Origin of the sequence: Algibacter sp. L4_22 (assembly GCF_023473045.1) — a bacterium.
Lineage (GTDB): Bacteria > Bacteroidota > Bacteroidia > Flavobacteriales > Flavobacteriaceae > Algibacter.
On the sequence record NZ_JAMCOK010000004.1, the window covers coordinates 59,491 to 80,859 of the forward strand.

Consider the following 21,369-nt stretch of genomic DNA (forward strand, 5'->3'; position numbering starts at 1 on the left):
TATGGAGAAAATTGTAATATTATGTGTCGATGATGAAAAAATAATATTGAATAGTATTAAAGCTCAATTAAGGGAGAATTATGGTAATTTATTTGTGTATGAAACTGCCGAGAGTGCAAATGAGGCCTTCGATATTATTGACGAGCTAATGATGGAGGATATTAAAGTTAAATTAATAATTATTAGTGATTGGTTAATGCCAGTTATTAAAGGGGATGAGTTTTTAATTAGAGTTCATAATAAATATCCCAATTCGTTAAAAATAATGTTAACAGGTCAGGCTGATTTTAAATCAATCGAAAAAACAAAAAGAGAAGCTAATTTATATAAATGCATCAGAAAACCATGGATGCAATCTGAATTATTTTCTTGTATAGATTCTGGGAGGTTATTAATTTAAAAATGATGAGTATGAAAATGGGAGTGATATTTTGCGTTGATGATGAAAAAATAGTTTTAAATAGCTTAAAAACTGAACTAAAAAATGCTTTTGGTAATGCATATATTATTGAAACTGCAGAGTCGGGCATTGAAGCTTTAGAAGCTATTAATAATTTACTAGATTTAAATTATGAAATTCCAGTAGTAATAGCAGATTATGCAATGCCAGTTATGAAGGGTGATGAGTTTTTAAAGAAACTTCATGAAAAAACACCTAATACATTAAACATTTTGTTAACCGGCCAAGCTACGATTGAAGGTGTTGCAAACTCAATAAATTATGCAGGTCTTTATAGATATATATCTAAACCTTGGCATACTAACGATCTTGTTTTAACAGTTAAAGAAGCTCTTAAGAGTTATCAACAAGAAAATAAACTTAAAATTCAAAATGAAGAGCTGCAGGTGTTAAGTACTTCACTTGAGCATAAAGTTAAGTTGAGAACGCAGGAACTAAATAATAAAAACAACTTGCTTTTAGAAAAGCAACAAGAAATTACGATTCAGAATCAAGAATTAGAAAAATATAGAAATCACCTTGAAAACCTTGTTGAAGACAGAACTGTAGAATTAACTCTTGCAAAGGATAAAGCTGAAGAAAGCGACCGATTAAAATCTCAGTTTTTAGCAACCATGTCTCATGAGTTAAGAACACCTCTTAATTCTATTATTGGGCTTTCTGGTTTAGTAGATCGAGATTCATCTACAGAAGAAATTCATGAGTATATACAAATTATTCATAATAGCGGAGAGCATTTACTTAAACTTATTGAAGATCTTTTTAATATTTCGGTTATTGAATCTGGTAAAGTACAAGTGTTTATGAAGGCTATTGATTTAAGTGTTTTTCTAAATGAAATTCATGAATCGATGAAAATTCATCAAGAAAAACAAGGAAAGCATCATATAGATTTTAATTTAATAATTCCATCAGATTATAAAAATTTAACGATACATACCGATAAATTAAAACTAACAAACATTATAGTAAACCTTTTAAAAAATGCCATTAAATTTTCAGAAAGTGGTACTATTAATTATGGCTTTAATATTTGTAAAAAAGAAGAAATAACACATATTACTTTTTTTGTTTCAGATACAGGAATTGGTATAGACAAAAGTCATCAAGATTTAATTTTTAAAGGCTTTACTCAAGTTAATGGGGCCTTTGATAGACAATATGATGGTGCTGGAATAGGACTTACCATTGCAAAAAAGCTTGTTAATCTTTTAGATGGCAATATATGGGTAGATTCAAAATTAGGAGAAGGTAGCTCGTTCTTTTTCTCCATTCCACTTAAAAATATTAAAAACGACATTATTATCGATAGCTGTAAGGATGTTAATGAAATTTAAAGAATATTAACAGTTAACTTTTAGTCTTTCTAAAAGAAGGCCGCATTACTTTTAATTTGTATTTGTCTCAAATAATACAAATTATATATTTTCAGTATTAGAAATAAAGCGTTTTTATTTTTGGTGTCTTAATAAATTGGAAATAGTTTTTTAGTTAAATAAATGGATATAATTTTCCAATTTTAAATTGAACTAGAACTCTTATAAATTCAGTATCCCGAATAACTTCTTTTTGTTGTGTTCTCTTTCAATCTTTTTTGAGAATCATGTATCATTATGGAATTATTTCTTCACCTTATACCTTGGTTTTAGCAATAATTAATAAAACAAAATATTTCGCTTCATGACCTAAATCAGTTTAATATTGCTATTAATTGCAGTAATTTGTTTTATAGTTGAATGTTTTTTTATTATAAGAATAGGTTTGGAGTGTCTTGCCATAGCATTGGTTAGTTTATTATTTGAGAGGTTCTTGAAGTATTATATTAAGCTGTCAATACTCAAGTTGTTTAAGTTAAACAGCTTTTTGAAGAGGGAAGACTCCTATGATATAAGTTCTTTAAACTCATATTGTGTAATCCATTTCATATCTAATCATTAAAAAACATTCCCAAATATGTAACAGTTATGAGTGCAACTAATTGGTTTAAAAAGGCTGTAATATATCAAGTCTTTATCGATAGATTCAATGGTTTTGAGGAAACAAGAAATTCACCTAAATTTCTTGGAGGGAACATTAATGGTGTTACACAGAAACTAGACTATTTTTTGAGCTTAGGTGTAAATGTTATTTGGCTATCTCCGTTTTACGAATCACTAAGTTATCATGGTTATAATGTTACGGACTTTAAAAAAGTGAATTCGCATTTTGGTACAGAGGAAGATTTAAAAACACTAATTAGTGAAGCGCACAAAAGAGGACTTTATATTATTGCCGATTTTATTCCAAACCATTGCTCAAACAAACATCCTTTTTTTGAGGATGCCTATAAAAATGAGAATAGTAAATATCATGATTGGTTTATTTTTGAAAAATGGCCTGCTACGTATCGTTGTTTCTTAGATTTTCCAGAATTACCTAAATTAAACTTGAACAATGTAGAGGTTAGGAATTATATGATTGATATTGCTGATTACTGGATGTCTTTAGGACTGGATGGTTTTAGATTAGACCATGCCATAGGTCCTTCACATAAGTTTTGGAAGGTATTCAGAAAAAAAATGAAAGCACATTATCCGCAAAGTGTTTTCGTTGGTGAGGTTTGGTGCGATAGTTTAGACAAAAAGCTTATAAAAACTACAGGACTAAAGAATAAAATGCAGAAAAGAAAGTTTGGTGTTTTTCAAGAAGAGGTTCAATTAGAGTATTATGGAGAGTTAGATGGAGTATTGGATTTCACATTAAATACTTTAATTGTTAAAGCTGCAGAAAAAGGAAAAAATTTGTTGCTAGATAGTAAACTAAAAGACAAAATAAAAAAACATTTTCAGCAAGTACCATCTGGCTATTTTATGGTGACATTTTTGGATAATCATGATGTGGATAGATTTCTGTTGCATTGTAAAGGAGATGTTAAGGTTATGTTACAAGCTTTTGAATTACTACTTTCCTTAGATCAACCAGTAGTTATTTATTATGGTACCGAAAATTGTAAATATAACAAGGAACCTATTAATGGTTCCATACCGCAATCTGATTTGGCTGTTAGAGCACCAATGGATTGGAAAGCTATTAATCCCCAATTCATCGAAGGGTTTAAGGATTTGATTATAAAATATAGAAACAAGGAAAACGTAAAAAATTGAAAACACATAGAGATATAACAAAAGGGTGGCCTTATCCAATTGGATCATCTGTTAAAGCTAACGGAGTTAATTTTAGTCTTTTTTCCAAGAATAGTACAGCTGTAGAATTACTGCTGTTTAATGGTATAGAAGATGTTAAACCTAGCGAAACTATAATTCTTGATAAAAAACTAAATCGAACAGAATTATATTGGCATATTTTTGTGCCAGGACTTAAGGCAGGTCAAATATATGCTTATCGCGTTCATGGTCCGTTTAACCCTGATGAAGGATATCGTTTTGATGCTCAAAAAGTGTTGTTAGATCCTTATGGTAAACTCGTGGTAACCCCTCAGGCTTATCGGCGAGATTTGGCAAGTAAGCCAGGTGATAATGTAAGTAGTGCCATGAAAAGTGTTGTGGTAGACACTAGTACTTACGATTGGGAAGAGGATCGTTGTCTTCGCCATACTTTTATAAAGACTATTATATATGAATTACATGTAAAGGGATTTACTCAAAACCCTAATTCGGGAATAAAGGATGATAAAAGAGGAACTTATGCCGGATTGATAGAAAAAATACCTTATTTAATAGATTTGGGTATCACAGCTGTAGAATTACTACCTGTATTTCAGTTTGATAAACAAGATGCACCGGAGGGAAAAACCAATTATTGGGGCTATAGTCCTGTATCTTTTTTTGCACCACATAGCGATTATAGTTCTAGTAAAGATTTATTTGGTCCTTTAGATGAATTCCGTGATATGGTAAAAGCATTGCATAATGCTGATATAGAGGTTATACTCGATGTGGTTTATAATCATACAGGTGAAGGGAATGAAAATGGACCAACATTAAGCTTTAAAGGTATTGGCAATAATGCTTATTATATATTAAATCCCAATGGAACCTATGGGGATTATTCTGGCTGCGGAAACACTATTAATGCCAACTATTCTGCCGTTCGAAGAATGATAATGGATAGTCTTCGTTTTTGGGTTTCTGAAATGCATGTTGATGGATTTCGATTTGATCTTGCTTCTGTATTATCTCGAGATGAGTCAGGGAAACCTCAACAGAACCCGCCTATACTTTGGGATATACAATCTGATCCAATTCTTGCCGGAACCAAACTTATAGCAGAGGCCTGGGATGCAGCAGGGCTTTATCAAGTAGGTAGTTTTATTGGTGATAAATGGAAAGAGTGGAATGGTAAGTTTCGGGATGATGTGCGCCGTTTTATTAGAGGCGATAAAGATTCAATATCTAATTTTGCATCACGAATTTTGGCAAGTCCAGATCTTTATGGTCATAAAAACCAACCAGCGGATACAAGTATCAATTTTATTACCTGCCATGATGGTTTTACCTTAAATGATTTGGTAAGTTATAATCAAAAACATAATGAGGATAACGGACAAGAAAACCGCGATGGAAGCAACAATAGTCTCAGTTATAATTATGGGGTTGAAGGGCCAACGACCGATCCAATTATAGAACAAATACGGGAGCAACAGATAAAGAATTTTTTAGCTGTTACACTTCTTTCTTATGGGACACCAATGATTTTGATGGGCGATGAAGTAAAACGAACAAAATTAGGGAACAACAATGCCTTCTGCTTGGATAATGAGATAAATTGGTTTGATTGGGACCTTTTGGAAAAGAACGCATCCTTACACCGCTTTGTTAAGGGGTTGAATGCCTTTAGACTAGATACAAGTTTGATGGATGCAGATTATACTTTGCCATTAATGGAGTTTCTGCAAACTAAACAAGAAATTGATTGGAGTGGTGTTAAATTAGGGCAGCCAGACTGGAGCTCAACATCGCATAGTTTAGCTGGTGTTGTAAAATCTAGTAAAAAAAATTACGTGCTGTTTCTTGCGTGCAATGCCTATAACAAGGATATGACTTTTGAAATTCCAGATTCGGAGGATTTTAATAAGAAAAATTGGTTTCGTATTATTGATACCTCCTTGCCATCACCAGAAGATATTGTAACGCTAGAAAAAGCAACAATAGTAAAAGAACGTTCTTATATCGTTAAAGCTAGATCGGTTGTTCTTCTTATTGCAATTTCTATTTAATTGTACTCTAGATTTTAATTTAAGTGAATTTAAAAAATCAATACAAGATAAATTCAGAACAAGTTTAATTGGTTTTTATTAACAATATTATAGGCTTTAGTTCTCTTTAGGTTAGGGGAGTATTTTGTAAATTAGCAGAAGCATTTTTCTGAAAATTTAGCGTAATGAGTACTAAACTAATTTTATTAGCTTTTATAGTATGGTAGATGAATTAAAAGACAGGGAACTTTTTAGAGGTATTTTTGAATCTTCAGTAGAAGGTATCTTGGTTGTAAATAATCACGGTTATATCATTAAGGCTAATCCTTCGGTTGAAAAAATGTTTGGTTACGCACCAGGAGAATTAGTTAAGCGAAAAGTAGAAGGTCTTATTCCTGATAAATTCATACAAGCATATAAGGCACTTATAGTAAAGGATACCACAGAAACTACGAGTCGATTTTTAGGTGAAGGAAAGGATATTTACGGACTAAAAAAGGATGGTACACAAATTTTATTAGAAATAAGTCTGAGTCACACTGAAATAAACGGGAGTGAATTAGTCACTGCTTTTATAAGAGATATAACAGAAGAAAAAGCTATTGAGAATATTCTATATATCCGAAACCAAATATTAGCATCTACAGCAAGAGGCATTATTATTTGCGATGCTCAGCAACCAAATTATCCTATTGTTTATGGTAACGATTCTTTTTCAAAGATTACGGGGTATAAGAACTCCGATTTTATGGGCAAGAACTGCCGTTTTTTGATAGGAGAAGATAGAGAGCAAAACGATATTAAAATTATCTTGGCTGCTATAAAAAAAGGAAAAGAATGTCACGTAGTATTGCGTAATTATCGCAAAGATGGTTCCTTGTTTTGGAACGAGGTTTCTATTTCTCCAATATTTAATAATAAAAAAGAGCTTACGCATTATGTTGGTGTCCAAAACGATGTTACAGAGCAAAAAATGGAAGATTTTTTTAAAATAGGGCAGTCTCATGTTATGGACATGATTATCCAACATGAACCATTAAAAAACATTACAAATAGAATTATTGAAATCATAGAAACAGCCATTCCAAATTGCATAGGTTCTATTTTATTATTAAACAAAGAAACTAAAACATTACAAAAATTAACCGTTACAAATCTTCCTAAAGGGTTTACTAATGCTATTGAGGGGCTTCCTATTGGTGTAGAAAAAGAATTTTGTAGTACTGCTGCTTATTTTAAAAAAGAAGTTATTGTTACAGATATTTTTACAGATCCTTTTTGGGAAAACCATAGAGAACTAGCTTTAGCCGCTAATCTAAAAGCATGTTGGTCGTTTCCTATATTTTCTTCAAATCAAGAGTTGTTAGGAACCTTTGCTATTTATTTTAATACACCAAGAAAACCACTTGCGGCAGAAAGAGAAATAATACTAAATATGGCCCAAGTCACTAGTGTAGCTATAGAGCAATATAATACAAGTGAAGCTTTACATCAAAGTAAAGAAGAATTAGCTGCTTATGCTGGAGTACTAGAAAACAGGGTGTCCGAGCGTACTTTCGAGCTTAAAGATATAGTACAGAAGTTAGTAGAATCTAATTTAAGCCTTGAGGATCAAATTCAGTTTACAAAATTAGCCGAAAATAGGGCTATTGCCAGTCATGAATTATTAGGGAATATTTCTAGAAATTTTCCTAGAGGCTTTGTGGCAGTTGTTAATTTACAAGTTGAAGTGGTGTTTATAGAAGGAGAAGAATTAGATGAATTAGGATTTAGAAGTTTAGCCGCTACTAAAGTTGCTATTAGAGACGTTAAAGGGATTTTAGAAGAGGTGAAGCATGATATTATCGAAAACATTCAAAAGACCTTTAAAGGACAGCATTGTTCTTTTGAAGTAGATATTCAAGACCGGTCTTATTTAATTAATACCACACCATTATTCGATAAAGATAAAAATATTGTTCAGGTTTTATTGGTGCATAATAATATCTCCGATCAAAAAAACATAGAGATCGAAATCCGAAATACATTAGAGAAAGAAAAAGAACTCAATGAACTTAGATCGCGCTTTATTTCTATGGCTTCTCACGAATTCAGAACGCCTTTAAGTGTCATTCTTTCTGCTACCAACCTCATTGAACGCCAAAATATAACCGCAAAAGGGGATAAATTAATAAAATATGTCGACAAAATAAAAGCCAGCGTTAATAATTTGGTTTATATTCTTAACGACCTCCTTTCATTAAGTAAGCTAGAAGAAGGAAAGGAAATAGCACAACCTACGTTATTTGATTTTATCGATTTTTCAAAATCTTTAGTTGAAGAAATTGAAGGCATTAAAAAGCAAGGGCAAATTATCGATTTCAAAAGTTATTCAACGTATTTAGAAGTTAATCTTGATCCTAAATTAGTAAGGCATTTTTTGCATAATTTACTGTTAAATGCCATTAAATATTCCGAAGAAAACAAGGTTATAAAGTTTGAAATTCAAGGTGATAAGGATAGGCTTATAATTGTAGTTGCCGATCAAGGTATTGGTATTCCTATCGAAGATCAACACAGTTTATTTCAAAGATTTTTTAGAGCAAGTAACGCCACAACTTATCAAGGAACCGGATTAGGCTTAAATATAGTAAGGCAGTATATCGAATTAATGGGTGGAAATATTAGTTTTGTAAGTGCATTAAACAAAGGCACCACTTTTACAGTAGAATTACCTTTAAATTTAATTAAAAATGAAAAAAATACTACTAATTGAAGATAATGAAGATGTTAGGGAGATGACTGCCGAAATTCTTGAAATTGAGAATTATGAAGTGGCCACTGCCGAAAATGGTAAAGTAGGGGTTGAAAAGGCACGACAATTTATGCCAGATCTTATTTTATGTGATATCATGATGCCTATTTTGGATGGATATGGTGTTTTTGAGCAGTTAAGTCAAGATCATAAATTGGCCTATATTCCATTCATATTTTTAACGGCAAAATCTGAAAAATCAGATTTGCGTAAAGGCATGACGATGGGTGCAGATGATTATCTAACCAAACCCTTCGATGCAGACGAGTTACTATTAGCTATTGAAGCACGTTTAAATAAGAATACATTTATGCGGAAGGAGTTTGCTAGAGATGTACAAGGTATCAATCAATTTATTAAAGAAGCTTCAGTATATCAAAATCTAAACGATCTTTCCGAAGATAGAAATATTATTAATTTTAGAGCGAAAGAAGCTGTTTTTTCAGAAGGATCTGCAGCACATAATCTTTTTTTTATACAAAGCGGAGAAGTTAAAACATACAAGTATAATGAAAGCGGAAAAGAATATGTTACCGGTATGTTTAATACAGGCGACTTTATAGGGCAACTTTGTGTTTTAGGAAGTTCGGGGTTATATACAGAAACAGCCATAGCGCTTAATGATTGTGAAATTTGTTGTATTCCTAAAAGCGATTTTACGCAACTTTTATTTAATAACAAGGAGGTATCGCATAAGTTTATTAGTATGATTTCTAATAATGTATTGCATATGCAAGACCAATTAATGGGTATGGCTTTCGATTCCGTTCGTAAAAGAGCAGCTACGGCACTTTTAGAGCTTTACGGTAAAGGACTTATAAAAGATAGTGTTAATGATGGACTTAGCGTTTCTAGAGAAGATTTTGCAGGTTTAATAGGTACGGCAACGGAAACTACAATACGAGTGCTTTCAGATTTTAAGAATGAAGGTTTAATCCAATTAGGTGAAGCCCGTAGAATTGTTCTTTTAGATAAAAAACAATTACAACAAGTTGCTAAATTTGGCTAGTAGATGGCCGTTAATATGTGCTACCGTTTATGGCGTAATTTACTAAGCCATTCCAATCCTTTGTTGAGAGCAAAATCTATAGCGAATTGTTTGAGCCCAAAACCAGTAGTATCCATTAATTTTTTAGGATTTAGGTGGTTTTTTGTGGTTGTTAAATCTAGCTTTAAAGTTTCTTTTACAATATCTCTTTGAAGTCGTAAAACTTTCAAATCGTGCTCTATTTCTACAAGTGTGCTATATTTTTTATTCATAACTATCGAAATAATGTTTTGAGAACTTCTTAATCAGCGGTCTATTGAGTCTGCTTCTAAATATGTAACACCCTATGGCAACTACAAGGTAAAAAGCTCCCACAATTAAAAAGCCAGAATATAAATTACCTATAGCCTCACTAATAAGCATAGATATACCAAGTGATATCATAAAAATGGCAAGAAATACTATAGCGCCAATTAATAAAGAATGTGTTATAGTGGTAATCGAACCTATTAGTATTTTAAAAACTTTAAGTTTATAATACGCCTTGTTTGTCTCAATATAAGACCTCATATCGCTATCTAGGTCAACGAGGTCTTTTTTTAATGTTTCAAATGCCATAATGCATTATTTGTGTAGTTGAGCGTTTCTTTTCTTAAGATCTTCCAATTTGCGTTCCAAAGTAGCTATAATATCATCTGCTTTATAGCTCATATTACTAATGGTTTCATCTAGTTTTTGGTCGAACTCTTCTTTCTTTTCGTTGGCTGTTTTAGTCAGCTCGTCTTTAGCGTGTGTAACGCGCTCCGCTATATCGTGTTTAGCCTCTAAAGCGCGTTCTTTTATTTTATGTCGTGTTTCAACTCCTTTGTTTGGAGCATACAATATTCCAAAACCCGCACCAATTGCGGCTCCTGTTAATAATGCCAAAAGGACATTTCCATTATCGTTTGCCATGATTTCAAATTTTTAATTAATATTAAATTTATATTACAAATTTAGTTCGGTTTATTTTTTATTATCATGACCTAGGTCAGGGGTGTAGAAAATATCTGCTTGTAAATTAGCCATAGAGAATAGGTCCTCTTAAAACGATATTATTTTTAAAATTTTTATTAAAATGAATGCCTCTAAAACAGAACAAAAGCAAGTTTTTATAAAACCGTATACTCAAATTCCAGAGTTAGAAAAAGCTATAAAAACCATTCGTGAAATGGATTTTGATAAGATGGTTATATCGGTTATTGGTAATCTTGGAGAAGATAACATAGCCGAAAGGGAAAAGTGGATGTTTCAAGAAAAAAAACTCAAAGCCTTTTTTAAGGAATTATTGGGTATGCATACTGAATTTGATACTTTTTATAACCCTGAACTCGGTCGTTTATTTGTAGCCGGTTTCTTGGTTTCTACATTTTCAAACTTAATAGGTAAAAAAGCGATTGGTGGACTGTTTGGCGGACCCTTTGGGATATTAAGAGGACTTGGTATAAGTGAAGCAGAAGCTAGTTTAGATATTGAAAAACTTAAAAATGGTGATAGTTTTCTAGTAGCAAGGGGAGATCGCTTAAATATTGAAATATTGAAAAATAAAATTAAAAATATAGTATAATGAAGTACTGCGGTTAATTAGAATATGCTTTTTTAGACTGATCTAGGTCATTGTATTCTATTTAATATCTCTGTACTTTCAAGATGTATTTTAACTTAAAACATATCATATGGACACTCTAAAATATTATGAAAGTAAAAAGGATTTTAATGTATTCGTAGCGAGTACGTTTTCTGATTTAAGCAAGTTTAAACAGCAAGGTGATAAGGCTTTGTTTAACAATTTATTATTAAAAACCTTATATCAAGTTAACCGATATATTACAAAAACATTGGCTACTGCTTTATCCAAAGGAAACCTTCCTAAGGGAAAGTATAAACCAGATGATTTTATTGATCAACTATTTATTGAGGTTTATGATCATTTTGATGAGGTGAAAGACAAAGAAAGTCTACATCCTTGGTTGTTTAAAACGGCAGATAAACTTCTGGAGGATAGTATTGTGGAAGAAGAATTTGATGATTATTTTTTTAAGAATATTGATGATTATTCTCGTCCAGCATGGGATGCAATGCAAGAAAAATATAGTATCGATGGTGGCGGAGATTTTGTTATGATTGATGAGTTAGACGATATTTCATACGCTAAGAACGATTATGTGTTAAATCATGTTTTTGTAGAAGAAGATAAAAAAGAATTTATGGAACAACTTGATAAGGATTTGGGTAAAGAAAATATTATAAAACATACATCTATGGTTTTAAGTAATCTACCACAATCTATGCGAACTGTTTTTGAATTGGCTACTGAGTATCAATTTTCAATGCGAGAAATAGCTATGATCCGTAGTCAAAGTATTGAAGAAGTAAAAGAACTTTTAGAAGATGCGCGTAAAAGTTTAGAAACTAGTTTCTTTAAGAGATATAACTTGAAAGAATAAATTTATTTAAATATTATTGTTATGAAAACGAAATTATTAAATCCAAAAACAGAATTATTATTAGGTGCAGGGTTAGATGTTCTTCATTTTGAAAGTCAAGAATGGTTAAGCAACATTGCTTTTTATAAAGACGAGATTAAGTTTTTTTCCAATTTGTTTGAAAAAAGAAAAGTAAAAGAAGTTGCTCATACGGCTTATGGTCAAATATTAGGGAATCTGGATTCCGTACATTCAGAATTGTTCGATTATTTAGCAAATGATATTATTGATCATGAAAAGTTGTTGTCTCGTTTAGAAAAAGGAGAAAAAGGTATATCAGATGCTGATTATAGAGAAAAACACCTTCTACTTAAACAACGATTAGAACGCTTTACAAGTAATTTCCAGGAGTTTAAAAAGACGGTTTTCGATTATATGTTAAATTTATAAACGTAGATTTTTTGTTCATTCAGAGCATGTAAAGACCATTTATGAAGGGCTTACAAAAGATAAGAATACATTAAATTATTCTGAAATAAAATAAAACAATCCGAAAGTAATTGCCCGAGCCTAAAACGCAGGTTTGCCACTTCCGGATAGTTTTTGTAAAGTTTTTATTTATGATTATTCTTCATTTAATATTTTGTGTTTTTCTATATAATAGTGTTTAATTATAATTAACTTTTAAAACACATTAAGTATTGAGGTAGATGTTGTTAACTCTGTTATTTTACCTTTTAATCAAATATAATAAGTTGTTGTATGGTTTCATTTAAAAAAAAGGCACATCATAATTAATTATAAACTTTCAATGTTCTGTATCCATAAAATGCAATAAAGCAAAAGCATATAAAAGGAAGAATAAAAGAAAAATTAACTCCGGAAAAAGGCCCAATACTTTCCATGTCTATCATAAGCCCTTGTAAAATTGGCATTAATGCGCCACCAACAATGGCCATAACTAAACCGGCAGCACCTAAGGCAGAGTCTTCTTCACTTAAACCATTTAGTGCAATACCGTAAATAGTAGGAAACATCAACGACATAAAAGCCGAGGTGGCAACTAATAAATATAAGCCCATAATACCTTCAATTAAAATAACACCCGAAATGGTTGTCATTGCGCAAAGAGCAAAAATCATTAGTAATTTTTTAGAGTTTACATATTTCATTAAAAAGGTACTTACAAATCGGCTTAATAGAAATATCGACATCGCTATTATGTTGTAGTTTTGAGCTTCAGCTTTAGCTATACCTAAATTATCGGCATATTGAATAATGAAGGTCCAACACATAATTTGTGCCGCCACATAAAATAATTGAGCTAAAACTCCTTCTTTATATTTTCCGTTTTTAAACAATCTTTTAAATGAAGCCCCTGCGGAAGAATATTGGCCTTTATTCATTCGTTTTGGCATTTTTGTAAAAGCAATTAAAAGAAGCATAGCAATAACAACAAAACCAAGAATGACATAAGGATCTCGAATAATAGCTAAATCGTGCGTTCTTACAATGGCTTTTTTTGCTTCCCCTAAAGTGTTGAAAATTAATTCACCTGCTTCGTTTCTTTTATCAGAATCTAAAGCTACTAGGATAAATTTTGATGCTACAAACATGCCACATAAAGACCCGATAGGGTTAAAGGCTTGCGCTAAATTTAAACGCTGTGTTGCAGTACGCTCATCACCCATAGATAATATATACGGATTTGCGGTGGTCTCTAAAAAGGCCAATCCGAAGGTTAAAATATAAAGTGACCCTAAAAAGAAACCAAAGACTTCAAATTGTGCCGCAGGAAAAAATAATAAAGCCCCTGTAGCATAAAGTGTTAATCCTAAAAGAATCCCTTTTTTGTAGCTGTATTTTCTAACAAATAAAGCCGCAGGTATCGCCATAGTAGCATAACCACCATAAAAGGCAAGTTGTACTAAAGCGGCTTTAGCGGTAGATATTTCCATAACCGTTCCAAAGGCAGCCACCATAGGGTTTGTAATATCATTAGCAAAACCCCATAATGCAAATAAAGATGTTATAATGATGAATGGAATTAGCACCTCTTTGGATACTATGGGAATACTTGTTTGGTTGTTCATTGGTTTTTTGTTTAGTTTCTATAAAAAGAAGGCACTATTCTTATTTACAGCTATATTTAATAGTTGTAAAATGAATAGTGCCTTAGTTCTGTTTGTCTTTAAATACTATCTGTATTGCGCATAAACTACTTTAGTTTGTAGATATTCTTCCATACCATGTTTACCATCTGCTCCACCTAATCCAGATTTTTTCCAACCTGCATGAAAACCTTGAATAGCTTCAAAATGCTCTCTGTTAATATAAGTTTCACCAAATTCTAATTCTTCGCAGGCATGCATTACTTTATTGAAATTCTCTGAGTAGATAGAAGATGTTAAACCAAATTCACAATCGTTTGATAGTGCAATAGCTTCATCTAAAGTACTAAATTTCATTACTGGTAAAACAGGTCCAAAAACTTCTTCCTGTATAATTTGCATCTTTTGTGTTACATTAGTTAATAAAGTTGGCTGATAAAAATATCCTTTATCAAATTGACTTGATCTAGTGCCTCCAACAACAACTTCAGCACCTTCTTTTTTAGCATAGTCTACCATTTCAGATATTTTATCTAATTGGTCTTTAGAAACTAAACTACTCATATCTGGATTGTTGGCTGAAAACGCATCTTCAACTTTAATGTCAGAAAATCTTTTAGTGATTTTTTCCATGAATTGGTCATAAATAGAATCTTCTACATAAACACGTTCTGCACAATTACAAACCTGTCCACTAAATATAATTCTCGAATCTACTACTGCTTTTACAGCTAAATCTAAATTCGCATCTGCACATACAATTGCTGGTGCTTTTCCTCCTAATTCTAAAGATACTTTTGTAATATTTAGAGATGCAGCTTCCATAACTTTTTGTCCAGCACCAACACTTCCTGTTAAGCTAATAATACCAGTAATTGGACTTTTTGATAGAGCATTTCCAACAATACTACCTTTACCACAAACAAAGTTTAATACACCAGTAGGAATGTTTATTTTCTCAATTAATTCGGCAAATGCCATAACCGTATTTGGCGCCACAGAACTAGGGTTGATAATACATGTATTACCAGTTATTAAAGATGGTGCTATTTTACGAGCCATTACAAAGAATGGGAAATTCCATGGTAGAATTCCAACAGCTACACCTATAGGTGCTTTATGTAAAAAAATATGTTCTTTTTTTCTGTCACTTTGAATAATTTCACCTTCTATCCGTCTTGCCCAACCTGCATTATAGTCAAAATAATCGGCAGTAACATCGATTTCAACTTGCGCTAAACCCATTACTTTAGCTTGTTCAGCAGCTAAAGTTTTAGCTAAAAATACGCGATTCTCACGAATAACATCGGCCATTTTATGCAAATATCCAGCTCTTTCGATTGCTGTTAATGATTTCCAAGCATGTTGAGATGCTTGCGCAGCTTCTAGAGCTAATTCTGCATCTTTAACACTTCCGATAGGCATTAAAGATAAAACCTCTTCAGTACAGGGGTTTAAAATTTCAATGACATCTGTTGAAGTCGATTTTATGAATTTTCCGTTTATAAATTGTTTAAATTCTTTCATGGCTTATTTACGTTTAGTTATATGTATTATTGGTTATTTTTATAAACAAACAAACACTGCGTGCTATTTGGAAGGATGTGCTTAGCAAACTTATGATATAATGGTGTTTAAATATTTATCCATAATAATCAATAATATGTATAATTTAAACATAGTGATTATTTTCGGTTTTTATTTTAACCGTTATAGATTATTAAATCGATGTATTTTATGCTACTAATTGTAGAAAAATTAAGAGTAGATATTAAGCTTAATTTATTAGAGTACTCGTTTATTCCTTCTTCTTTAAAAAGGAGCCATTTTTAATAGGGATAGATTTTTTTAAAAGTGAAAATGGAGATGTATTTGCCATTTCGTCCTTGATGTTGTTTTTAAAATACGATAATAAAAAACGACCTATATTATAAAGAGTGGGCTATGTGTATTTTCCAGATTTGTAAGAGGCAGGTGTTAATCCTGTGACAGATTTAAATACTCGGGAAAAATGGTATCTGTCTGAAAACCCTAAATTAAACGCAACATCTTCGATAGACTTGTTGGTATGTTCAAACAATTCACAAGACTTTGCTATTTTTCGATTTTGAATAAAATTATGAAGTGTTATATTCATTTCTTCTTTAAACAATCTAGCAAACGAATTTGGTGCCATGTTTACAAGAGAAGACATCTCTGTATTCCTTAATTTTTTATGAAGATTGACTTCTGTAAAACGGATTACTTTTAAAACACGCTCGTCTATATTTATTGCTTTCCATAATTCGGGACCTATATTGGTAAGTGCTTCTTTAATAAAAGCTTGTAATTTTAAATTAAATGTAAGTTTGAAATCTTTATTTTCTATTTTTAATCGTTCCGTTAAATAGCTCAATCTATCCTTTAAATAATCGGTTAGTTCAATTTTTAAAATACCAGGATATATATTGTCAAATGGGATACCTAAATTAAAATGAATGAAGAAATGAATGAGATACTTATCTTCAAAGTCCTCTTCTTTATGGTTTGTATTTAAATGTTTACCAGAAACATGAATACCTTCATTATAAATATGATTTTTTGTGTAGCGCGAAGAAAATGATGTAAATGGAGGTATAATGTATATATGATTAGGGTCCATTTCTATAACAGTATCTTGATCAATTAATTGACCGCCTGAGTTTTTATTCCAATATAGTCGCCAAAACGGGAAAACCATTTCGTGGCAATCCCATAAATCTAATAACCAATATCTGCAACATAACATCTTTATTTTTAGGTCTATAAAGTTTTGTTTGTTTAATGATGGATCTCCTAGTTCTATGTTTTTTACAAACTTCATAAAAGTGGAATGTTTGAATTAGATACAAAAATACAGATTTTGAATATTTATATCATTGAAGTGTACAAGTATATTTGTGGAATAAATTATTATTCAAATTTTATGAAAACGTTAAAGCTCCCAATACAGGTAGAAACAGAATTAAAAAAAGTGTCAGAAGTAGCGGGCTATTTATGGCAGCGTGAATGGGCAGAACGAAATGCCGGAAATATATCGATGAATTTAACGTCTTTTTTTACAAAAGAAGAAGTTAAGGGGATTGGTACAGAAGTGGCTTTCGATTTTCCTAAAGAATCCGCAGGGTTTGTTATTTACATAACAGGAACAGGATGTTATTTACGGGATTTAGTAGATAAACTTGAAGAAGTGTCTTGTATTCTTTATATAAATGAAAATGCTACTGGGTATTCAATTATTTGGGGAGGAAAACGTGATAATTTTGGTCCTACCTGCGAGTTAATTTCTCACGCGAGTATCCATTTATTCAATTCACAATACCATCCAGAAAACTTAGCTGTGGTACATACCCACCCGCTAGAATTAATTTGTATGAGTCATCATGAATTGTTTGATAATGAAGACGAATTAAACAGACAAATTTGGATGATGTGCCCAGAGGTGAAAGTATTTGTACCTAAAGGCATTCACTGTACACCATATGCTTTATCAAGCACAGCAGCTTTAGCAGAAGTAACTATGGAAGCGTTTAAAACAAGAAACGTATCCCTATGGGAAAAACATGGTGCAACGTCTACCGCTCCCGATGTCATGAAAGCTTGGGACTTTTTAGATGTAGCAAACAAAGGCGCTAAAATGTTAATGATGTGCTGGGCTGCAGGATTTAAACCAGCAGGCTTATCGAACGCTCAATTAACAGAATTAGAACAATTTACATAATTTAAAGCATTATATATCATGAGTAGATTAATAGGTAGACTACCAAAGGTAGGCATTCGCCCAGTTATCGATGGGCGTGAATTAGGAGTTAGAGAATCTTTAGAGGTTCAATGTATGGATATGGCCAAAGCGGCTGCAAAATTAATACAAGATACATTGCGTTTCCCAAGTGGAGAACAAATAGAATGTGTTATTGCAGATACAACAATTGGCGGTGTTGCAGATGCTGCAGCTTGTGCAGATAAGTTTAAAAGAGAAGGCGTAGAGGTTTCATTAACAGTAACTCCATGTTGGTGTTATGGAACAGAAGTTATGGATACAGATCCGTTAACACCTAAAGCCGTTTGGGGATTTAACGGAACAGAAAGACCTGGAGCGGTGTATTTAGCTGCTGCTTTAGCAGGGTATTCTCAAAAAGGATTACCTGCTTTTGGAATCTATGGTAAAGAAGTTCAAGATGGAGGCGATCAAAGTATTCCTCAAGATGTTTCAGAAAAAATTATACGTTTTGTAAAAGGGGCTTTAGCAGTCGCTCAAATGAAAGGTAAATCGTATTTATCTATAGGTTATAGTTCTATGGGAATTGCTGGTTCTATGGTTGATGTAAACTTTTTACAAGACTACTTAGGAGTTAGAGCAGAGTTTGTAGAGTCTATTGAGATTTTAAGACGTATTGATAATAATATTTTTGATCAAGAAGAGTATCAAAAAGCTTTAGCTTGGACCAAAGAAAATTGTGAAGAAGGCGAAGATAGAAATAGTCCAGAATCACAAAAAACACGTGAACAAAAAGATGAAGAGTGGAAAAAAGTTGTAAAAATGACTTTGATCTGTAAAGATTTAATGAATGGAAATCCTAAGTTGAAAGCTTTGGGATTTGGTGAAGAATCTAAAGGAAGAAATGCCATTATGGGCGGATTTCAAGGACAACGCCAATGGACAGATTATCAGCCTAATGCCGATTTTACAGAGTCTATTTTAAACTCATCTTTCGATTGGAATGGTATTCGTCAAGCCTATACCTTTGCTACGGAAAACGATTGTTTAAATGCTATTTCTATGTTATTTGGTCACTTATTGACTAATAAAGCGCAGTTGTTTTCAGATGTAAGAACCTATTGGAGTCCAGAATCTGTAAAACGTGTAACTGGTAAAAAATTAACTGGAATTGCAGAACACGGTATCATTCACTTAATTAACTCTGGTTCTACAACTTTAGATGCTACGGCTCAACAAAAAGATGCTGATGGAAATCCTACCATGAAACCTTTCTGGGATATTACCGAGGATGATGTTAAGAGATGTTTAGATAATACAAAATGGCCACCGGCTACAACCGAATATTTTAGAGGTGGCGGATTCTCTTCTCAGTTTTTAACCAAAGGAACTATGCCTTTAACTATGTGTAGAATAAACTTAATTAAAGGGATTGGACCTGTTTTACAAATTGCTGAAGGGTGGAGTGTAGAGTTACCAGATGATGTTCATAAAGTTTTAGATGAAAGAACAGATCCAACATGGCCAACAACTTGGTTTGTACCAAGAACAACAGGTAAGGGCTTTTTTAAAGATGTTTATACTGTAATGTCTAAATGGGGTGCTAATCACGGTGCAATTTCTCATGGCCATATTGGTGCCGATTTAATTTCATTAGCGGCTATGTTGCGCATTCCTGTGAACATGCATAATGTAGAGGAAAATGATGTTTTTAGACCAAGTGCATGGTCGGCTTTTGGTGAAAACCTAGAGGGAGGCGATTATAGAGCTTGTAAAAACTACGGGCCACTTTACGGTTTTAAAGAATAATAATAGCAATATAAAAAAAGGAGAGGTATATTTTTTTAGTTTAAAATACCTGATCTGATTTGTAGAATGATGAGTGGCTTATCCTTTTAACGACGTAAAATCTATAAAAAGGAAGGTCGCTCATTTTTTAATATTCTAACTCATAGAATATTTTATTTTTTTGTCCATTTATATTCTTAATGGACAAATATCATAATACCAAAAGCACAAATAAAACTTATACGCATGAAAAAAGTTATAGCAGTTATAGATATAGGGAAAACCAATAAAAAAATATTTTTATTTGATGAAACGTTTAAAGTGGTGTCTCAAAATGCCATTCAGTTTAAAGAAATTAAAGATGATGATGGGTTTTGTTGTGACGATATAGAATCGATTGAAAATTGGATTCAAAACGAGATAAAAAAAATTCAAGATCAAGGTATCTATAAAATTAAAGCTATAAATTTTTCAACACATGGCGCTTCATTGGTATATTTAAATAAAGAAGGAAAACGCATTGCTCCATTGTATAATTATTTAAAACCATTGGATATCAATGATTATAATGGTTTTTATGAATCGCAAGGAGGTGTCGAAGAGTTTTCTAGGAAAACAGCATCACCAGCTTATGGCATGTTAAATACAGGAATCCAAATGTTATCGCTTAAGAGGAACAAACCGGATATATGGAAACAAGTCGATGCTATTTTGCATTACCCACAATATCTAAGTTATTTATTTACAAAGAAAATAACGGCCGATTTTACCTCTGTAGGTGCACATACAGCTACTTGGGATTTTGATACCATGCAATACCATAAATGGTTAAAAGATGAAAATATTATACTACCAGAACCTTGTAAAGGTAATAAAGCTGTAATATCCGAAATAAATGGAGAAAGCATTGCTGTTGGTACAGGGTTGCACGATAGTTCATCATCTATTATCCCTATTTTGGAAAAAGAAAAAGATTTTGTTTTACTTTCTACGGGAACTTGGATTATTGCTATGAATCCGTTTAGCAAAGAAACTTTAACACAGGATCAATTAAAACATAATTGTTTGTGTTTTATGACACCTGAAAAGCAGCAAGTAAAATCGTCCATGCAGTTTTTAGGGCGTATTCACGAGGTATATTTAAAAGCGTTGAGTGATTATTTTAAAGTAGATATCAATACGTATATGGATTTAGTATTAAATACCACGCTTTGTAAAGAATTAATGGATCAAGATGCCCGCATATTTTTAGCGGAAGGTATTGATACCGATTTTGAAGCGCACCCTGAATTACTGAAAAACTTTTTTTCTTATGAAACGGCTTACTATCAGTTAATTTTTGAAATTTCAAAAAAAGTAATTTCTGGTATTAATTTAATATCGGATAAAAACTCTAAAATTTCAAATGTATTTATTTCTGGAGGATTTAATAGAAATGAAGTGTTTATTAAGTTTTTAAAATGTATAAGACCAAATATAACTGTTAAAATTTCAGACTGTAAAAATGAAAGTGCTTTAGGTGCGGCTTTGTTGATGAAAGATTATTTGTAATTATATTTCACATGGTTAAGAACGAATATGATTTGTAAAACACCAATGAGCCAACCCCATATTCTCTAGCAATTTATTCAATACTTTTTCTTGTATAGAACTATTTTAACCAGTTCGGTTTTCTAAGAAGCTTACAGTTATTTAATCAGGAGGGTTTTAATTAATTATAACTATTTTTAATGATGGTTATAAAAGTAATGGAGCACTAAAAATAAAAGTAGTATTGAAATAGATAAGGCGTTTTACTTAATAAGGGGTAAGGTATTCTATAAATTATTTATA

18 protein-coding genes are annotated in these 21,369 nt (G+C 31.9%); 12 read left to right on the forward strand and 6 right to left on the reverse strand.

Translation table 11 applies throughout. The features are described 5' to 3' along the window. The first annotated feature begins 1 nt into the window (after position 1). From M4I23_RS12005 to M4I23_RS12030, 6 genes are all read left to right on the forward strand, one after another. Positions 2 to 400 carry a response regulator gene (locus M4I23_RS12005; protein ID WP_158850823.1) on the forward strand — a complete coding sequence of 133 codons (399 nt, stop codon included), beginning with the start codon at positions 2 to 4 and terminating at the stop codon, positions 398 to 400. 2 nt (positions 401 to 402) lie between these two features. Beyond that, positions 403 to 1,797 carry a hybrid sensor histidine kinase/response regulator gene (locus M4I23_RS12010; protein ID WP_249754538.1) on the forward strand — a complete coding sequence of 465 codons (1,395 nt, stop codon included), beginning with the start codon at positions 403 to 405 and terminating at the stop codon, positions 1,795 to 1,797. Positions 1,798 to 2,424: 627 nt separating this feature from the next. Beyond that, positions 2,425 to 3,603: an alpha-amylase family glycosyl hydrolase gene (locus M4I23_RS12015; RefSeq protein ID WP_249754539.1), complete on the forward strand. Its 1,179-nt coding sequence runs from the start codon at positions 2,425 to 2,427 to the stop codon at positions 3,601 to 3,603. After that, positions 3,600 to 5,675 (forward strand): glycogen debranching protein GlgX, encoded by a 2,076-nt coding sequence (glgX, locus tag M4I23_RS12020; RefSeq protein ID WP_249754540.1) that lies wholly within the window; start codon positions 3,600 to 3,602, stop codon positions 5,673 to 5,675. The genes M4I23_RS12015 and glgX overlap by 4 nt, the downstream gene beginning before the upstream one ends. 199 nt (positions 5,676 to 5,874) lie before the next feature. After that, positions 5,875 to 8,409, forward strand: a complete 2,535-nt coding sequence (locus tag M4I23_RS12025) for a PAS domain S-box protein (protein WP_249754541.1) — start codon at positions 5,875 to 5,877, stop codon at positions 8,407 to 8,409. Then, on the forward strand, positions 8,387 to 9,457 hold the full coding sequence (locus M4I23_RS12030; RefSeq protein WP_158850813.1) for a response regulator: 1,071 nt from the start codon (positions 8,387 to 8,389) through the stop codon (positions 9,455 to 9,457). Before M4I23_RS12025 ends, M4I23_RS12030 begins: the two co-directional genes overlap by 23 nt. Before the next feature lie 20 nt (positions 9,458 to 9,477). On the opposite strand, the gene M4I23_RS12035 is transcribed toward M4I23_RS12030, so the two are convergent. From M4I23_RS12035 to M4I23_RS12045, 3 genes are read right to left on the reverse strand one after another with little or no spacing between them, the layout of a single operon-like run. Continuing rightward, positions 9,478 to 9,708: a DUF6327 family protein gene (locus M4I23_RS12035; protein ID WP_249754542.1), complete on the reverse strand. Its 231-nt coding sequence runs from the start codon at positions 9,706 to 9,708 to the stop codon at positions 9,478 to 9,480. Continuing rightward, a complete protein-coding gene (locus M4I23_RS12040) occupies positions 9,701 to 10,054 on the reverse strand; it encodes a hypothetical protein (RefSeq protein WP_249754543.1) in 354 nt (117 codons plus the stop codon). Before M4I23_RS12040 ends, M4I23_RS12035 begins: the two co-directional genes overlap by 8 nt. A gap of 6 nt (positions 10,055 to 10,060) precedes the next feature. After that, complete coding sequence (locus M4I23_RS12045) at positions 10,061 to 10,390, reverse strand: YtxH domain-containing protein (protein WP_158850807.1); 330 nt, start codon at positions 10,388 to 10,390, stop codon at positions 10,061 to 10,063. A gap of 163 nt (positions 10,391 to 10,553) precedes the next feature. Here M4I23_RS12045 and M4I23_RS12050 point away from each other — a divergent pair, with 163 nt between their 5' ends. The 3 genes from M4I23_RS12050 (at position 10,554) to M4I23_RS12060 (ending at position 12,351) form a co-directional block, all read left to right on the forward strand. Next, entirely contained in the window at positions 10,554 to 11,042 is a 489-nt protein-coding gene (locus M4I23_RS12050; RefSeq protein ID WP_158850805.1) for a hypothetical protein, read from the forward strand. A gap of 109 nt (positions 11,043 to 11,151) precedes the next feature. After that, positions 11,152 to 11,922, forward strand: a complete 771-nt coding sequence (locus M4I23_RS12055) for a sigma-70 family RNA polymerase sigma factor (protein ID WP_249754544.1) — start codon at positions 11,152 to 11,154, stop codon at positions 11,920 to 11,922. A gap of 21 nt (positions 11,923 to 11,943) precedes the next feature. Next, on the forward strand, positions 11,944 to 12,351 hold the full coding sequence (locus M4I23_RS12060) for a hypothetical protein (RefSeq protein ID WP_158850801.1): 408 nt from the start codon (positions 11,944 to 11,946) through the stop codon (positions 12,349 to 12,351). Between the two features lie 344 nt (positions 12,352 to 12,695). On the opposite strand, the gene fucP is transcribed toward M4I23_RS12060, so the two are convergent. From fucP to M4I23_RS12075, 3 genes are all read right to left on the reverse strand, one after another. Further along, positions 12,696 to 13,994 (reverse strand): L-fucose:H+ symporter permease, encoded by a 1,299-nt coding sequence (gene fucP / locus M4I23_RS12065; protein ID WP_249754545.1) that lies wholly within the window; start codon positions 13,992 to 13,994, stop codon positions 12,696 to 12,698. Between the two features lie 105 nt (positions 13,995 to 14,099). Then, the gene (gene aldA, locus M4I23_RS12070; RefSeq protein WP_249754546.1) at positions 14,100 to 15,539 is read right to left on the reverse strand and encodes an aldehyde dehydrogenase; all 1,440 of its coding nucleotides are present in this window, start codon (positions 15,537 to 15,539) and stop codon (positions 14,100 to 14,102) included. Positions 15,540 to 15,954: 415 nt separating this feature from the next. Then, positions 15,955 to 16,854, reverse strand: coding sequence for an AraC family transcriptional regulator (locus M4I23_RS12075; RefSeq protein WP_249754547.1), 900 nt, complete (start codon positions 16,852 to 16,854; stop codon positions 15,955 to 15,957). Positions 16,855 to 16,956: 102 nt separating this feature from the next. On the opposite strand from M4I23_RS12075, the gene rhaD reads away from it, so the two are divergent. The 3 genes from rhaD to M4I23_RS12090 all read left to right on the forward strand — a co-directional run bounded on the left by rhaD (position 16,957) and on the right by M4I23_RS12090 (position 21,087). Next, entirely contained in the window at positions 16,957 to 17,751 is a 795-nt protein-coding gene (rhaD, locus tag M4I23_RS12080; protein ID WP_249754548.1) for a rhamnulose-1-phosphate aldolase, read from the forward strand. Between the two features lie 18 nt (positions 17,752 to 17,769). After that, positions 17,770 to 19,557: an L-fucose isomerase gene (locus tag M4I23_RS12085; RefSeq protein ID WP_249754549.1), complete on the forward strand. Its 1,788-nt coding sequence runs from the start codon at positions 17,770 to 17,772 to the stop codon at positions 19,555 to 19,557. A gap of 225 nt (positions 19,558 to 19,782) precedes the next feature. Beyond that, on the forward strand, positions 19,783 to 21,087 hold the full coding sequence (locus M4I23_RS12090; protein WP_249754550.1) for an FGGY family carbohydrate kinase: 1,305 nt from the start codon (positions 19,783 to 19,785) through the stop codon (positions 21,085 to 21,087). The last annotated feature ends 282 nt before the right edge of the window (positions 21,088 to 21,369 follow it).

Excerpts from the sequence above, each read along its gene's own strand:
- M4I23_RS12005 (WP_158850823.1), top strand. The coding sequence starts at position 2 with ATGGAGAAAATTGTAATATTATGTGTCGATGATGAAAAAATAATATTG.
- M4I23_RS12010 (WP_249754538.1), top strand. The coding sequence starts at position 403 with ATGATGAGTATGAAAATGGGAGTGATATTTTGCGTTGATGATGAAAAA.
- M4I23_RS12015 (WP_249754539.1), top strand. The coding sequence starts at position 2,425 with ATGAGTGCAACTAATTGGTTTAAAAAGGCTGTAATATATCAAGTCTTT.
- M4I23_RS12025 (WP_249754541.1), top strand. The coding sequence starts at position 5,875 with ATGGTAGATGAATTAAAAGACAGGGAACTTTTTAGAGGTATTTTTGAA.
- M4I23_RS12030 (WP_158850813.1), top strand. The coding sequence starts at position 8,387 with ATGAAAAAAATACTACTAATTGAAGATAATGAAGATGTTAGGGAGATG.
- M4I23_RS12035 (WP_249754542.1), bottom strand. The coding sequence starts at position 9,708 with ATGAATAAAAAATATAGCACACTTGTAGAAATAGAGCACGATTTGAAA.
- M4I23_RS12040 (WP_249754543.1), bottom strand. The coding sequence starts at position 10,054 with ATGGCATTTGAAACATTAAAAAAAGACCTCGTTGACCTAGATAGCGAT.
- M4I23_RS12045 (WP_158850807.1), bottom strand. The coding sequence starts at position 10,390 with ATGGCAAACGATAATGGAAATGTCCTTTTGGCATTATTAACAGGAGCC.
- M4I23_RS12050 (WP_158850805.1), top strand. The coding sequence starts at position 10,554 with ATGAATGCCTCTAAAACAGAACAAAAGCAAGTTTTTATAAAACCGTAT.
- M4I23_RS12055 (WP_249754544.1), top strand. The coding sequence starts at position 11,152 with ATGGACACTCTAAAATATTATGAAAGTAAAAAGGATTTTAATGTATTC.
- M4I23_RS12060 (WP_158850801.1), top strand. The coding sequence starts at position 11,944 with ATGAAAACGAAATTATTAAATCCAAAAACAGAATTATTATTAGGTGCA.
- fucP (WP_249754545.1), bottom strand. The coding sequence starts at position 13,994 with ATGAACAACCAAACAAGTATTCCCATAGTATCCAAAGAGGTGCTAATT.
- aldA (WP_249754546.1), bottom strand. The coding sequence starts at position 15,539 with ATGAAAGAATTTAAACAATTTATAAACGGAAAATTCATAAAATCGACT.
- M4I23_RS12075 (WP_249754547.1), bottom strand. The coding sequence starts at position 16,854 with ATGAAGTTTGTAAAAAACATAGAACTAGGAGATCCATCATTAAACAAA.
- rhaD (WP_249754548.1), top strand. The coding sequence starts at position 16,957 with ATGAAAACGTTAAAGCTCCCAATACAGGTAGAAACAGAATTAAAAAAA.
- M4I23_RS12085 (WP_249754549.1), top strand. The coding sequence starts at position 17,770 with ATGAGTAGATTAATAGGTAGACTACCAAAGGTAGGCATTCGCCCAGTT.
- M4I23_RS12090 (WP_249754550.1), top strand. The coding sequence starts at position 19,783 with ATGAAAAAAGTTATAGCAGTTATAGATATAGGGAAAACCAATAAAAAA.